Genomic DNA, 15,893 nt, shown 5'->3' on the forward strand with positions numbered 1-15,893 from the left:
GCTCAAAGATAAAGCTATGTTAGTTAATGAAATGGTTAACTAGTGATTTCTTCTATCCAGGTCACAAAAGCAGCTAAAAACTCCTCTTGGTGAGAGAAAAATGGCGCATGGGAAGCCTTTGCTAGCAAGGTGTCTTGATAGAGTTGCTCTCGCTTAGGCATTAAAGGCGGGACGCGGCGGGGGACGAGCCCATCTAAGCGCCCCCAAATTCTCAGCCATGGCTGCTCAATGTTGACTATCTCATCTCTAAGATCCACCTCTTCGAGCATCTTTAGTCCTTGTATTAAGGCATTAGAATCTGGAAGTGGCTTAGCAAGCACTAAGTTTCTTAAGCGCTTAATATCCTCTTTGGCCGTAACACTCCCCATAGCCTGAATAGCAAGAAATCGCTCTATGGTTTGGGCTAAATCTTTATCTAGAGATTGGCCAAATTGAGCCAGTACCTGTGGTGGGATCCCTGGCCATTTCTCCGCTTCTCTAGCCATAAAGCAGGGAGATGAAGCGATAGTGACAAGTCCTTTTAGCTTCAGAGGCTGTTGAAGGGCAGCTTTGGTTGCCAATAACCCGCCCAGTGACCATCCGACCCAAATTGCGCCATCGGGTAGCTGAGAAAGTAGTAACTCAAGCCAGCTATCAATATTGCCATCGGCTGCAGGGCTGTTACCGAATCCGGGCAGGTCTACGTAGTGGACCCTATACTCAGATAGAGCTGTGTGCAGCGGGGTAAAAACTGCACTATTCATTCCCCAACCATGAAGCATGACAATCTCTTGAGCACCTAAAGGCCCGATAGACTCAATAGCTAGTTGTAACTGACTCAAGGTAAAACCTCTAATGGACAATAGATGAAGGCAACACTGTTAACGCAACTTAAAAAAACGCTAACCTTGTGGGCCAAGGGGGCAGTAACTAGTGTTATCAGTTTAGTGGGGACAAGTTTACCTAATCGCTGTTTGATGTGCCATCAAAGCATGCTGTTACCAGATTCAGGTATATGCCCAGCCTGTTTATCATCGACTATTTATCAACAAGCTGTTTGTTTAGGTTGTGGTAGGGGGATGCAGGTTCAAGCAAGGTATTGTGGCTCATGTGTAACTAAAAGCCCTCTGTTGGTCATTGCTCCTTGTAGTTACCATCAAGGTTTAGGACGATGGGTTGGGGCAATCAAATATCAGGGGCAGTTGGCTGGTTTAGAGGTGCTTTCAAGGGCGCTTATTGAGCGAGTTTGGGAGTTGGAATCTGCAGGGATATTAGTATTACCACAAGTGTTAGTGCCTGTCCCCCTCCATAGCAAACGGCTTAGAAAGCGTGGTTTTAACCAAGCTTGGCTAATTGCCGTTGCGATAGGTAAGCAGCTTAATATTCCTGTATCAAGTTTAGGTTTAGAGAGGTGTGTAGATACTAAGCCTCAAGCCGAGCTAACGGGAAAGCAGCGCAGAAGTAATCTAAGTAATGCCTTTACGCTAGAGGGGGAGTTAGCTTATCAGCGTATTGCACTCATCGATGATGTTGTTACAACTGGCACGACAGCAACTGAGATCGCATCTCTGTTTGAAGCGAAACATGTTCATGTTCAAGTCTGGTGTTTAGCCAGAGCCGAGGCGCCAGGTTTATTGGATTAGATTGTAGAGCGCCGAGGTGCTAGGTTCTAGCACCTCGGAGTTCATCAGTTAGTCCATTGCAGGTACGAAGTAGAGTGCATTAGCGTATACCTTTTCTGAACCTATCCATATGTTACGGAACATCAGGTTATCAGTCAGTGCGACAATGGCACCTTTACCTCTACGCTCCAAGGCGATTGCTGGGCTATTGGAGAAGCTGCGTTGGTATTCTTTCGCGAGGTAACCACTGAGCAAAGGTTCATCGGCATATTTTGCCGCCACGGTGAATGGGGTTGAGCTAGTGGTTAAGCCAAGGGCTTTATTTTTTAATATAGCTAGCCTGTTTCCAGCTAAGCCGAAGTTAACTGGGCTAGTTTCATCAAGTGTAAGCTCAACAATTGCACCACCAATTGATTGTCGTGCCGCGAGTTTATCTTTATCCCCATAACTTAAGCCTGTGGTATCGAAAAGTTGTTTATAAAAGCGTGATCCCTTGATGTCACTCTTAAGGACATTATTCTTATTTAGCCAAATTAACGCCCCTTTTTGAGCAATAATGGTGCCGCCATCACTAGTAAATTGCCCTAACTTTCTCGCAAACTTCTCATCTAGAGGGGAGTAGCTGCCATCAGCCATTATTACATGAGTATATTGAGCAAGCTTGACCCGAGCGAGGTGGCCAGTATCGATAAGCGTGGTTGGTATCTTTAGTTTACGGTCTAAGTAGTACCATAGCTCACCGACTTCTGAAGCATCAGTGCCTCTACCTGTAATGAGTAATGGTTTTATCGGTTTTATAGTATGAAAACTAGGGCTGCCGAGGTCGATGCCCTTAACGGATGCGCTCGTGAAGACGGAGTGCATACTGAGTGGATATTGTTTGGCAAGCTCAGAGACTCTATCCATGACATCGCTAGGGGAGTGTCCTGCTTGCTTTAGTGGGATCTGTAAGCTTCCTGCGGGAAAATATATCGTTTCATCTTGAATCATACTTGCAAAGGATTTATCGGAAAATTTGACCCTAATACCAGATTGGAGTAATGCCTGTAATACAGGTGCAGCCATATCTTGTTGCCAGTCGATGACAATGGCTACGGCATCTTTGTTTGGAGTAAACTTAGGATTTTTAGGGGCTTGAAGAGATAACACATCGATATCGAGTTTACTGTTTCTGATCATGTTCAGGTTATAAGCATGCTCTAAGTTCCAGCTAGATACATCATAAAAAGTGGGGTCGGTAAACTCAGTGCTGTTATCAAACATTGCCATCAATAGGCTTTTTTGCGGTTGATTTAACGGGATAAATAGACTGCTGTTGGCGTGAAAATCCGTATCGCTCTGGCGTACATCTTTAGTCAGATAATAAAACGTTATCTGATGCTGCTTAAGCAGTTTACTGAGATCTTGCATACGGCCTAAGTTTCCTGAAGCACCAAGCAGGTAACCTGTTTGACGGCCACGCTTAAGGCTCTTGTCTCTCTGCTGATAAAAGTCAGTCTGATATTCAATAAGCTCTTTTTTAAGCGCTAGGCTCCCTTTTAGGCTTGAGATTGAGGTATTAAACTGATTAATAATAGAATCGCTGAACCTTATCTCCCCGTTTTTGGTCATCTGCACTTGGCCTCTAGTGCTTGCTTGCTCAAAAAGAACACCCACAGAGCCATTGATATCAGGGTAAGTTGAGCCTTTGCCATAATAAAAGTCATCAAACAATTCACGACTGAAGTAACTCTGTTTAGTTTCATCTAAAGCTTGGCGGTGAAACTGAGCTAATTTTTCGGTTAGCTCTTGATTGGCTTGTGGGGTTGCAGGGTTGGTTCGAGATGGTACCCCAGGCTGAAAGAAGTAACTTTGGTCCCGCCCCATTTCGTGAAAGTCACCCACATAATGAGGTTGCCAACGGTGAAAGAGTGCCACTCTGCCTCGGGATTCTGGGTGCCTTAAGAAGAGCCAGTCTCGATTGAGATCGGCAAAATAATGATTGGTTCTGCCATTGGGCCAGTTTTGCCTGTGTTCTAGGTGATTACTATCATTAACCTCTGTGTGGCCGCGGTAATTATTGGTCCAAGTAGAGAATCTATCTAGGCCATCAGGGTTCTGGCTCGGCGTGATCAGTACCACAGCTTCATTAAGTAGAGTCTCAACCCAAGGCTCTTTACTGCTACTTAGGTAGTAGCTTAATGCCAAGGCTGCATGGGCTCCACTGGCCTCATCACCATGAATTGAATAAGCCAACCAAATGATTAGTGGCCCAGTTTGATCTTTTCCTGATTTAACCTTTTGTCGCTGTGACAGGAGTGTAGCAAGGTTAGCTTGGTTGCTAGGTGAGGTGATGATAGCTGTAAGCTGTTGTCTTGATTCATGGCTTTGGCCACTCATTTCAAGGCTAACTTTGCTGCTCTGTGAATCAAGGTGTTTGAGATAGTAATTTACTTGATCATGTCTCAAGTGCCACTGACCTAAGGGGTAACCTAAAAATGCTTCTGGGGAGGTGATCTCAATGTCTAGGTTTGAATTTGAGATCCAGCTCACTGTTTGTGTTTTTGCTGCCACCTGGGACATAAAGAGGAGGTTCGAACTGACAATAGCAGTAACAAGCAAGCAAATACGCAACATAAATAGTGTTCTTTATTCTTGTAATATAAGGTTAAATTAGCAGCTGTAACCCATTATAGCCATTGTTTTTAGATAGACAAATCGGCTGGGTGAATGGATCTTTTTCGGCTCTATAATTGATATGGTGAATCTAAAAATTTCAAAGCAATTTACAAAGGGACTACAAAGCTACCCCTAGTAGGAGTATCATAAGCCAATATCTCACTAAACTAGTCAAGTTTTCCAGACGGAGCAAGTCTTAATGATCACCATTTCCGATGCAGCTCAGGCGCATTTTGTAACCTTGTTAGCAGACCAGCCTGAAGGAACTCATATCCGTGTATTTGTAATTAGCCCTGGCACAGCTACGGCTGAGTGTGGTGTTTCTTACTGTCCACCAGATGCAGTAGAAGCCGATGATACTGAATTGCCATTTAATGGTTTTAGTGCCATGGTCGATGAGAAAAGCGTTCCCTTTTTAGAGGATGCAACGATTGATTATGTTACAGATCAACTTGGTTCACAGCTGACGCTTAAAGCGCCAAATGCCAAAATGAGAAAAGTATCAAAAGATGCGCCTCTGGCAGAACGAATTGAGTATGTGATTCAATCAGAGATCAACCCACAGCTAGCAAGCCACGGTGGTAACATCATGCTCGTAGAGATCGATGCCGCTGGCATTGCAGTGCTACAGTTTGGTGGTGGTTGTAACGGTTGTTCTATGGTTGATGTAACGCTAAAAGACGGTATTGAAAAGCAATTACTTGAGATGTTCCCAGGTGAATTAACAGGTGTGAAAGATATTACCGAGCACCAAGCGGGTGAGCATTCATACCAGTAATTGGTGCTTCTAGATTCCGGGGCTAAACACCTTAGATGATCGGATGTTAGATTAAGAAAAAGCGAGTTGGTTATTAGCCTACTCGCTTTTTTTTATGCTTAAAATGCCTCATCTCTTAGCTTGTATCGGTAATGTAGAGTCAAGGTCAAGCTTCTTGCCAGCATAAAAGCGCTCATCGCAGCCCAAAGTGCATGATTGCCACTGCTTTGAAAAACAAACCATACTGGGAAAAATATGCCAAAGGTGGAAATTATCATACTATTACGCATAACTTTTCCTTTGGCTGCACCAATATAGACACCATCAAAAAGGTAAGAACCGAAAGAAAGGAGCGGAAGTAAAACAATCCAAAACAGGTAGCTCCCAGCAACGGCTCTTACCTCTTCAATATTAGTTAGCATCTCAATAATACTGTTACCTGCGAAAGCAAAAATCAGAGTGAATAAGATTGCCGATATGGCAGACCAGAGCCAGGCTAGCATTACCGTATCCCGCATCAAGGCTTTATTCTTCTGCCCGTATGCTCTACCTACCTCAGCTTCTGCATAATAGGCGATACCATCTAGCGCGTAGCTGATGAGTAGCAGTAGGTTGAGCAGCACGGCGTTTGCCGCAACAGTATTATCACCAAGACTCGCACCATGAAAGGTCATAAATACGAAACAGAGTTGTAAGCATAAGCTTCGGATGAATATGTCTGCATTTAAACTCAATAATTTGCGATAGCTATTTAAGCTCAGGCTTTGACGCAATTTTTGAAAGTTAAAGTCCCCCACCTTTTTCACTTGGATATAAACCATGGTCAGTGCGACGATAAATCCGGATATATCGGCAAATACAGAGGCTAATGCAGCGCCCTTAACACCCCAGCCTAATCCGAGTACAAACAGCAGATCTAAGGCGATATTGGCTAAATTGGCTACGATTAATTGCCACATTGCTGCTTTGGGCTGTTGTCTACCCAGAAGCCAACCTAATAGCGCTAAGTTAAGTAATGCAAAGGGGGTTGACCAGATCCTAATTTGAAAATATTCACGAGTATATTGCTGTACTTCATGGCTCGCATCGGTAAGCGAGAGGGCGAGATTGAGTATTGGCAGTTGCAGAATGACTGCGCTTAACCCTAAAATAACCGCTAAACTACCTGCTTGTAATAGCAATTTATACTGTGCTTGGGTATCTCCAGCGCCATAGGATTGGGCTACAAGCCCTGTGGTCGCCATACGAAGAAACCCAAGCATCCATAGAATTAGGGTGATAAGCGTTGACCCTACCGCTACCCCACCTAGGTAGTAGGCATTGCTTAAATGCCCAACTACTGCAGTGTCTACCAGACCAAGTAAAGGCACGGTGATATTTGACAATATCATAGGTAAAGCAAGTGCAAGTAACTGTCTATTTTTCTGTTTGTTTCGGATTAATTCGACAGGGGTCATATCATCTCAGAGGTTAAATTTATGCTTAAGAATGTATCGCTTATCGCGCTTATATTATTTACTTTTATTGTCTGGCCTTTACATGCCCAAGCCGCAGTGATTTTACAGTATCACCATGTTTCTGAAGATACACCTGCTATCACAAGTGTGACTCCAGCTCAGTTTAAAGAGCAGATGCAGTATATCGCCGATAATGATTTTGTAGTTACACCTCTGTCTCAGCTTGTTGAAGCAATAAGAGACAAGCGCCCGATTGCAGAGAATACGATAGTGATCACTTTTGACGATGGCTATAAGAGTATTGCAAGAACAGCGCACCCGATCTTAAAGGAATATGGTTTTCCCTACACACTATTTGTTTCTGTTGAGCCTATTAAAGCTAAGTATAGCGAGATGATGAGCTGGAGTGAGTTAATCAACCTCTCTAAAGAGGGAGCTGAAATTGCCAACCACAGTTGGGACCATGAACATTTAATTCGCAGATTGGATGGTGAGACAAAAGCCCAGTGGTTGACTCGAATTGAAGCTAATATCCTAAATACCGAGGCAGCGATTGCCGAGGCCACAGGACAAAATCACAAGATGTTGGCTTACCCTTACGGTGAATACAACCAAGATATCGAGCTGATGTTGCAGCAACATGGTTTTGTTGGCCTAGGTCAGCAATCTGGAGCCGCTGGTCTGCACTCCCCTTTAACAGCCTTGCCCCGTTTTCCTGTCGCGGGTGTTTATGCCGAGCTTTCTAGCTTAAAAGTGAAGATGCATAGTTTAAATATGCCTGTGTTATCAATGACGCCAAAGAACCCTGAATTAAAAGATGGTAACTGGCGCCCAGAGCTTAAAGTTACATTGGATATGAGTGATATCTACCCGCATCAGATGATGTGTTTTATTCAAGGGCAGGGGGCAAAGAAGCCCCTTTGGTTGAGTGAGAATGAGTTTTCTGTGAGAGCAGAATTAGATCTGCCTGCGGGGCGTTCTCGTTATAACTGTACTGCGCCTAGTAAGACGCAGTCTGGCTACTACTGGTTTTCGCAGGCGTGGGTACGACCTAAAAATGATGGCAGTTGGATAAAAGAATAGAACCTAGAATTGAGGTTCTAGGTTCTAGGTTCTAAGCAATAAGAAGTTAGCTGGCTTTACTATTCTCTGTTTTTAACAGAAAGAGCAGCTTTTGGGGGATCTTATCTAAGTGCATCTGTTCATGGTGGGCATTAAGCTCAACAGCAGCACCTGGCATTCCCCAAACAACTGAGCTTGCCTCATCTTGCGCTAAGGTATACGAACCTTTGTTCTTCATATTGAGTAAGCCTTTAGCACCATCTTTACCCATGCCAGTGAGAATCACACCTATGGTTGATTTAGCGGCGCATTCGACCACACTATTGAAAAGTACATCGACAGAGGGCTTATGCCGATTGACAGGTTCGGTATCTAACAGCTTGGTAAAGAGATTACTTCCTTTGCGCTCGATAATCATATGCGCACTTCCTGGGGCTAGATAGGCTGTACCAGCTTTAAGTCGCTCACCTCCCTGAGCCTCGATGACTTCCATCGCACAATTGCTATTTAATCGTTTCGCGAAAGAGGCGCTAAAGGCCGCTGGAATATGTTGCGCGATCACAATTGGAGGCGTATTAGCAGGTAGTTGGGTGAGCACACTTTGGATGGCTTCTGTGCCTCCGGTAGAGGCACCGATAGCGATCAACCTGTTACTGAACATCTCACCGGTTAAAGGGGGTTTAGCTGCTATCGGTGCTGCTGTTGATCTTGGTCGAACCTTGCTCTTGTATGCCAGCCTAACCTTATCAATAAGCTCTTGTTTATAACCCATAAGTTGATTGGTTAGATCTGATTTTGGTTTAGATATAAAATCGACAGCACCAATCGAGAGAGCCTCCAAAGTTACAGCTGCGCCTTTTTCAGTCAGTGTGGATACCATAACGACTGGCATAGGCCTGAGTTTCATGATGTTTCTTAAAAATGCGATACCGTCCATTTTTGGCATTTCGATATCTAAGGTTAAAACATCTGGATTAAGTTTCTTGATTAAATCTCGTGCTTCATAGGGATCTTCGGCTGTGGCGACGACTTTTATATCGTCGGCGTCATTTAATAGGTGGCTAAGCAGTTGCCTTACCAAAGGTGAATCATCGATCACTAATACGCTAATCATAGTTTCGTCCTTGTTTGTCTATCTAGCTTAATCATATTTTTAAAAGCTTAAGCGTATTAACTGGTTAACAGAGGGCTGCCTTGTTCCTCTCTGTGTGTAACTTATTGTGATTACCCCGTAGAGGTTGATACATAGTTTGTCCTATAAGCTCGAACTCATCGGATATATTGGTCAGAGTTTCACTGTGGCCAATAAATAGTAGGCCATCAGGGGCTAGTAATTGTCGGAATCTGGCGATAATTTTTGCTTTGGTTTCATTATCAAAATAGATTAAGACATTACGGCAAAAGATAAGATCGAATTGTCCAGTCATTGGCCAGTGTTGTAGCAAATTTAACTGTTTGAAGTGGATCATCTTTTGGATGCTCTGCTTCATCTGAATACCTGATTCAGTCGTTTTGATATATTTGTCCCTGTAACGCTGTGGTAGGCCGGTAATACTCTCCTCTGAGTAGCAGCCCTTTGATGCTTTATTGAGAACATTAGTATCAAGATCTGTCGCTAATATTTTTAAGTCCCACTCGGCCCCCGCAAAGTGGTCAGCTAAAGTCATAGCAATACTGTAAGGCTCTTCGCCAGTTGAACAAGCAGAGGACCATACACGTAAGCGCTTATCTCGTCTTCTTCTCCAAAGAGGTGTAACTTGCTTCTCAAGGTAATCAAAGTGATGCTCTTCTCTAAAAAAAGCAGTTAGATTAGTGGTTAATGCATTAACAAAATTCATTAACTCGCTAGGTTCACTCTTAACTCTTTGGCAATATTGAGAAAAACTTTTTAAACCCAGTTGTCGCAGACGTCTGCTTAACCTGGAATAGACCATATGTTTTTTTCTTGCGGGAAGAACAATTCCGGTCTCCTCATAAGCAAGACTTTGAATAAAATCAAAGTCTGCTTGTGTCATAGAAAACTCCTTTTCATCTATGATCTCCAATCTCTACTCCTTAAGCTTGATTGATATTCCACACAAAGTATGACGGTATAATCCTCATCTGTGAGTTGGTACATGGGCCAAGTATTGATTATTTTCAATATATTGGCCCCTCACGGTCTTGTTTCATTATTCAAAAATCAGATGCTGATTATCGGCTCGCTGTTAAAACTCATTCCACTCCTCTTTGCTGATGCTTAGGTTGCCATGACTGTCGCCGGAAACTAATGCAAGAGGTGCAGATTCCATGCCTGAGCTCTGTTGCTCATTAGCTTGGAAGAAACCTAACTGGGTCTTCATATTTCTCGCTTGATCTGCCATCGCCTCACCTGCGGCTGAGACCTCCTCTACCAGAGCTGCATTTTGTTGAGTCATCTCATCCATCTGTGAGATGGCCTTATTAACCTCTTGAATACCTGAGGACTGTTGATCGGAGGCTACGCTAATCTGACTAATCATATCGGCCACTTTAGTAACGGCTTGTACGATATCTTCTAAGGTTGAACCTGACTGATTTACCAGCTCGGTACCGTCGGTTACCTTGCCAACACTGTCGCGAATCAGCTCCTTAATCTCCTTCGCTGCGCCCGCACTTCGCTGAGCAAGATTACGTACTTCACCCGCTACGACCGCAAAGCCTCGACCTTGTTCGCCTGCTCTTGCTGCTTCTACTGCGGCATTGAGTGCTAACAGGTTTGTTTGGAAAGCAATTTCATCAATCACACCTATGATGTCAGAAATTCGCTTACTGGAGTCATTGATCGCTTCCATGGCGGTAACTGCTTGTTCAACCACCTTGCCACCATGTTCAGCCTTGGTATTCGCTTCTTGAGCAAGCTCGTTGGCGAGTGTGGCATTTTGAGCGCTTTGAGTCACAGTGGCTGTCATCTCTTCCATGCTAGATGCCGTCTCTTCTAGCGATGCTGCTTGCTCTTCGGTGCGTTGACTGAGATCAGCATTACCTTGAGCAATCTCTTCAGCTCCAGAGGTCACAGTGTTGGCTGATTCATTAATGCCGCCGAGTACGTCGGTTAGCTTAGTAACGGTTGCATTGGCATCTGTTTGTAGTTTGCCAAATTGTCCCTCATATTCACCATTAATTTGACGAGTAAGGTCGCCCTTAGCTAAGCCATCGAACATGTTGACCACATCTGAGATTACGTTATCAGCAATGCCCACTAAGCGGTTAAGGCCGTTAGATAGGTTGAGGAAGAAGCCCTCTTTATTTTGTACTTCAATACGATTACTCAAATCACCAGCCGCTGCAGCAGAGATGATGGTATCAATCTCATGTTCGATAGCGACCTCAGCTGTGCGATCTGTCCACTCAACAACTGTACCTATACGCTCGCCGTTATCATCATTAATTGGGTTGGCTACAACCTTAAAGGTGCGACCACCGACGGATAACTGACTAGAGTATGTCGATGACAGAGATTTAAGCAGTCCACGCTGGTGGGCCGGATTTTTATGGAAGTCATCAATATTCACCCCGATAAGATTATTAGCATCGAAGTTTGGTAGATCTTTCACTATGTCAGATTGGGCGGTTCTGAACATGTCATTAACCGCGCTATTCATGTAGATAATATTGAGATCGTTATCTGCCACCATGGTATTGGCTGAGACATTATCCAGTGCCTGCTTGATGCGGGAGTTCTCAGAGGAGAGGCGGAGCTCTTCGCGCTCTTTGGCCAGTTTTGCAGTGACATCTTGCCATTCAACTACAGTACCTGTGCGCTCACCACTATCAAATACTGGGGTGGCAATGAGATTGAAGGTCAAGCCTGATACTTCAATACTGGTTTCATAAGTGGTGGTTAATTGGTCGAGCATATTACGTTGATGAGACGGTTTTTTATGGAAAATATCGATATTAGTGCCAATCAGACTCTTCACATCGAAGCGACTGAGGCTCTGCTGCAATGTCTTCTCGTTCTCGCTTAGCATGGTATTGAGCGAGTCATTGAGGTAGATGATGTTGTAATCAGCGTCAGCCATCATCACATTAGCCATACACACATCTAAAGCTTGCTTGATGCGACCTGTGTCAGCGGCTTGCTGCTTCTCCTCTTTCTCACGAGCAAGTTTAGCGGTGACATCTTGCCATTCGACCACAGTACCTGTGCGCTGGCCGTTATCAAATACAGGTGTTGCGATAAGGTCAAAGGTTAACCCTGAGACCTCAATGTTAGTTTCATAGGTGCTAGTGAGTTTATCTAACATGCCCCTTTGATGCGCTGGGTTTTTATGGAATATATCGATATTGCTACCCATTAAGGTCTTCATATCAAATTTTGATAAACTTTGTTGCAGCGTTTTCTCATTCTCGCTAAGCATCTCATCGAGTGACTCATTGAGATAAATGATGTTGTAATCAGCGTCAGCCATCATCACATTAGCCTTACACACATCTAAAGCCTGCTTGATACGGCCCGTTTCGGCGGCTTGCAGCTGCTCCTCTTTCTCACGAGCAAGCTTAGCTGTAACGTCTTGCCACTCGACCACAGTACCTGTGCGCTGACCATTTTCAAATACAGGGGTCGCGATAAGATCGAAGGTTAACCCTGATACTTCAATGCTGGTTGCATAGGTGCTAGTAAGCTTATCTAACATGCCTCTTTGATGTGCAGGATTTTTATGGAAGATATCGATATTGCTGCCCATTAGCGTGCTCATATCGAATTTACTCAGATTTTGCTGCAAGGTGCGTTCATTCTCTGTGAGCATTTCATTGAGTGACTCATTGAAATAGATGATGTTGTAATCAGCATCCGCCATCATCACATTAGCCTTACAGACATCAAGTGCTTGCTTGATACGACCTGTCTCTGCGGCTTGTTGTTTGTCATCCTGTGCCTTAGAAAGCTTCTCGGTAATATCTTCCCACTCAACAACAGTGCCGGTGCGTACACCTTCGTTAAAAATAGGGTTAGCAATTAGGCTAAAGTTAAGTCCTGCAACTTCTATAGTCGTCTCATATGTACTCGTCAACCCTTCCAGCATGCGTCGCTGATGTGATGGATTTTTATGGAATATATCAATGTTCTGCCCAACTAGTTTCTTCACGTCGAAGCTGACTAGAGCAGTTTTCAATGCTTGCTCATTATTGGTCAGCATCTCGTTAACTGAGTCGTTAAGGTAAGTGATATTGTGCTCAGCATCAGCCATCATGACATTGGCATTACAGATATCTAATGCTTTTAGAGAGGTTTCATCCTGTTGACGCTTTTGATAAAGCTCATCTAATCGGCTCGTGAGTAACTCCCAGCCTGGTAAAGATAGGTTTGAGAAGCTAGGGGCTTCATTCTTAACCAAGGCATTGCTGATTTCGCTAAGGGCTTGGTTAAACAGTTTGTTGATTTGATTGAATTTCACAACGCCTGCAGCGAAGAGTACGATAGCGAGAATTTGGGTCGCTGCTATCCAGCTTCCCGATTGTCCTGAAAATGTTAACCCCAATGCAATTACGCTAACCACCAATCCGGCAACTGGTAAGCTGTTTACATTAGATGAGTTGGAGTGTTGTGCTTCCATTCGTGTGTCCTCGTTTTACCCGTTTATGCATTAACGGCTTGCTGCGGAGCATCAAGCGTATTGATTAAGTTTGAAAGTTGTTCGGCTTCAGGTAACACTTCACTGCCGAGTAACTTGTTGATATCGAGCAAGATGACCATCTTCTCGCCCACATTGGTCAAGCCTTTAATAAAGGTGAGGTCTGTTTCTTTGCCAAAGTCTGGTGCATCACGTACGTCATCATGATTGACGCTAAATACATCTGAGACGGCATCAACTACTATGCCGATGACTTTATGCTCGTTTTCGAAAGCGACTTTAACGACTATGACTACTGTGGTAGCACCGTAATCTAAGGTTTCAATACCGAAGCGTTGGCGTAGATCTATGATAGGAACTATGGTGCCTCTTAGATTTATTACGCCTTTGACATGGCTTGGCGAGTTAGGGATCACTGTGGTCGACTCCCAACCACGTATCTCCTGCACTGAAAGTATATCGACGCCATACTCTTCGTTGGCCATGATGAAGGTGAGATATTGCTGTCCGTCCTCATCATTTACTTGTTTAATTCCCTGTTCATGCTGGGGCTGTGTATTTTGAATTTGCTCTGTCATCTCGTCAGGCTCCATCTTCCATAATCTGTTGTGCTCACGGATATCTACTGCATTTATGTTTAATTAAGCGGCGTGTTCTTTCATATTGGTGATGCCTGCAAGGCTCACTAGACCGGTAATGTCTATGATTAGTGCAACGGTGCCATCTCCTAATATAGTTGCGCCAGACACACCGGGAACCTTGTTGTAGTTATCTTCAAGGCTCTTGATCACCACTTGCTGCTGAGAAAGAAGCTCATCGACTAACAGGCCTACTTTCTCGTTATTAGAATCGACCACCATCACTAGGCCATCTTTGATCTCACTGGCATCAGCTTTATGGCCAAATTCATTAAAGACCTTAATCACTGGCAGGTACTCATCTCTTAGCCTGATCAGCTCATGACCATCGCTGAGACGATTGATTCTCTCGGGTTCGACTTGCAGAGATTCGTGGATTGAAACCAAAGGCACCACATAAGTATGATTACCGACTCTAACGAGTTGACCATCTAAAATAGCTAAGGTGAGCGGGAGTCTAATAGTGAAGCGACTGCCTTTATCTTGGGTAGATTTAAGCTCTATGGTGCCGTTTAGCTCATTGATATTTCGTCTAACCACATCCATACCTACGCCGCGACCGGAAAGGTCTGAGACGGCATCTGCAGTTGAAAATCCTGGCTTGAAAATAAGCTGGTGAATGGCTTCATCACTGAGTTCTTCATTTTCAGTAACCAGTCCTTTCTCTTTTGCTTTAGTGAGAATGCGATCTGTATCTAATCCAGCACCATCATCAATGATCTCTATGATGATACTCCCCCCCTGATGGAAGGCGTTAAGTGTGATAGTGCCCTCTTCAGATTTCCCCTTAGCTAGACGAATATCTGGAGTTTCAAGGCCATGATCTAACGAGTTGCGCACCAAGTGCACCATAGGGTCAACAATCTTTTCCATGACTGTTTTGTCTAGCTCTGTATCTTCTCCTTTTAGGACAAGGTTAACTTTCTTATCGAGCTGTTGACCAATATCTCTGACCAGTCTTGGAAAACGGTTAAAGGCAAAGCTGATAGGTAGCATACGGATCTGCATAACACTTTCTTGAAGATCTCGGGTGTGTGTGGCGAGTTGCTCTAAGCCTTGCTTTAGTGAGATAAGGGACTCTTCATTTATCTCCTCTTGCTGGCCTATCTGACCTAACATAGCTTGGGTGATGACCAACTCACCAACCATGTTTATCAGTAGATCTATCTTGTCTATGCTGACGCGAATCGAGCTACTTTCTGGCGATTTTGTTTGCGGGACGGCTTTAGGTTTTGCGAGCTCGTTATTTGAGTTTGTGCTAACTGCGGCTAATGCATCATTGTCTGCAGTTGTGGCTTGAGCTGTTTGGTTTTCAGTTTCATCAAGTGAGCTTGGTGCTGAGCTCTCATTGTCATCACTACTCACAGGCTGAGGGCTAACCTCTTCAGATGAGTAATTGATGGTGCACTCATCTTCAACCCATTCAAATACCTCTTTAAGACGGGGTAACGCTTGATCAGTGACTAATGTGAGTTGCCAATTGAGATAGCAAGCCTCGGGGTCCATATCCTCAAAATCTGGCGACTCATTCTCACATAATTTGACATCAAGCTCGCCTATTTGTCTGAGCTCATTAAACATTAGATAAGGATCATTACCGCAACGAAGAATATCTGACCCTGCTTGAAAATCGATTGTCCAACATAGCTGACTTGGCGTAGCCTCTTCTGGTGTCTCGGCTGCTACATCAGCTTCACTCTGCTCTGAATCTTGATTGCCCGCTTCAAGCGCGGCATTAAATTGCTTTTCAAGATGAGCTAATTGCGGATCGTCAAAGTCTACTTTTCGCATTAAGGCATCGAACATATTGCGAAGTAGATCGACTGAGAGCAGCAACATATCTTGATGAGCACTGGTCATCTGCCGGCGGCCGTCACGGATCTCATCGAGTAGTGTTTCGAGTAGGTGGGTGTAGTTTGCTACTTGAGTGAAACCAAACGTTGCACTGCCTCCCTTGATGGAATGAGCAGCACGGAAAATGGTGTTGATTGCTTCATCGTCGGGAGTTTTGACGTCTAGGTTCAGGAGTTCAGATTCCATAGCGTCTAAACCCTCTAGACTCTCCTCAAAGAACACCTGACTAAATTGGCTGAGATCGATTTCCATATTAAATATCCGTTAGA

Annotated in this window: 11 protein-coding genes; 3 read left to right on the forward strand and 8 right to left on the reverse strand. The window is 44.2% G+C overall.

Annotated elements, in window-relative coordinates; translation table 11 throughout:
- Positions 1–35: 35 nt before the first annotated feature.
- A complete protein-coding gene (bioH, locus tag BM736_RS14185) occupies positions 36–821 on the reverse strand; it encodes a pimeloyl-ACP methyl ester esterase BioH (RefSeq protein ID WP_076413317.1) in 786 nt (261 codons plus the stop codon).
- 24 nt (positions 822–845) lie between these two features.
- Between bioH and BM736_RS14190 the strand changes: the two genes are divergently transcribed.
- Positions 846–1,622: a ComF family protein gene (locus BM736_RS14190; protein ID WP_076413319.1), complete on the forward strand. Its 777-nt coding sequence runs from the start codon at positions 846–848 to the stop codon at positions 1,620–1,622.
- A gap of 48 nt (positions 1,623–1,670) precedes the next feature.
- Here the strand turns inward: BM736_RS14190 and BM736_RS14195 are convergent, their stop codons facing one another.
- Complete coding sequence (locus BM736_RS14195; protein ID WP_076413321.1) at positions 1,671–4,217, reverse strand: M14 family zinc carboxypeptidase; 2,547 nt, start codon at positions 4,215–4,217, stop codon at positions 1,671–1,673.
- Between the two features lie 241 nt (positions 4,218–4,458).
- Between BM736_RS14195 and nfuA the strand changes: the two genes are divergently transcribed.
- Complete coding sequence (gene nfuA, locus BM736_RS14200; protein ID WP_076413323.1) at positions 4,459–5,037, forward strand: Fe-S biogenesis protein NfuA; 579 nt, start codon at positions 4,459–4,461, stop codon at positions 5,035–5,037.
- A 98-nt stretch (positions 5,038–5,135) separates the two neighbouring features.
- On the opposite strand, the gene BM736_RS14205 is transcribed toward nfuA, so the two are convergent.
- Complete coding sequence (locus BM736_RS14205) at positions 5,136–6,473, reverse strand: MATE family efflux transporter (RefSeq protein WP_076413325.1); 1,338 nt, start codon at positions 6,471–6,473, stop codon at positions 5,136–5,138.
- Between the two features lie 21 nt (positions 6,474–6,494).
- On the opposite strand from BM736_RS14205, the gene BM736_RS14210 reads away from it, so the two are divergent.
- On the forward strand, positions 6,495–7,556 hold the full coding sequence (locus BM736_RS14210; protein WP_076413327.1) for a polysaccharide deacetylase family protein: 1,062 nt from the start codon (positions 6,495–6,497) through the stop codon (positions 7,554–7,556).
- Positions 7,557–7,602: 46 nt separating this feature from the next.
- Here BM736_RS14210 and BM736_RS14215 read toward each other — a convergent pair whose 3' ends face one another.
- The 5 genes from BM736_RS14215 to BM736_RS14235 form a co-directional block, all read right to left on the reverse strand.
- On the reverse strand, positions 7,603–8,649 hold the full coding sequence (locus tag BM736_RS14215) for a chemotaxis response regulator protein-glutamate methylesterase (RefSeq protein WP_076413329.1): 1,047 nt from the start codon (positions 8,647–8,649) through the stop codon (positions 7,603–7,605).
- Between the two features lie 64 nt (positions 8,650–8,713).
- Positions 8,714–9,550 carry a protein-glutamate O-methyltransferase CheR gene (locus BM736_RS14220; protein ID WP_076413528.1) on the reverse strand — a complete coding sequence of 279 codons (837 nt, stop codon included), beginning with the start codon at positions 9,548–9,550 and terminating at the stop codon, positions 8,714–8,716.
- Between the two features lie 192 nt (positions 9,551–9,742).
- Positions 9,743–12,931 (reverse strand): methyl-accepting chemotaxis protein, encoded by a 3,189-nt coding sequence (locus tag BM736_RS14225; RefSeq protein WP_083700204.1) that lies wholly within the window; start codon positions 12,929–12,931, stop codon positions 9,743–9,745.
- A 206-nt stretch (positions 12,932–13,137) separates the two neighbouring features.
- A complete protein-coding gene (locus tag BM736_RS14230; protein ID WP_076413530.1) occupies positions 13,138–13,710 on the reverse strand; it encodes a chemotaxis protein CheW in 573 nt (190 codons plus the stop codon).
- A gap of 63 nt (positions 13,711–13,773) precedes the next feature.
- Positions 13,774–15,876 carry a chemotaxis protein CheA gene (locus BM736_RS14235; RefSeq protein WP_076413333.1) on the reverse strand — a complete coding sequence of 701 codons (2,103 nt, stop codon included), beginning with the start codon at positions 15,874–15,876 and terminating at the stop codon, positions 13,774–13,776.
- Between the last annotated feature and the right edge of the window lie 17 nt (positions 15,877–15,893).

The organism is Shewanella sp. UCD-KL12 (assembly GCF_001957125.1).
Classification (GTDB): domain Bacteria; phylum Pseudomonadota; class Gammaproteobacteria; order Enterobacterales; family Shewanellaceae; genus Shewanella.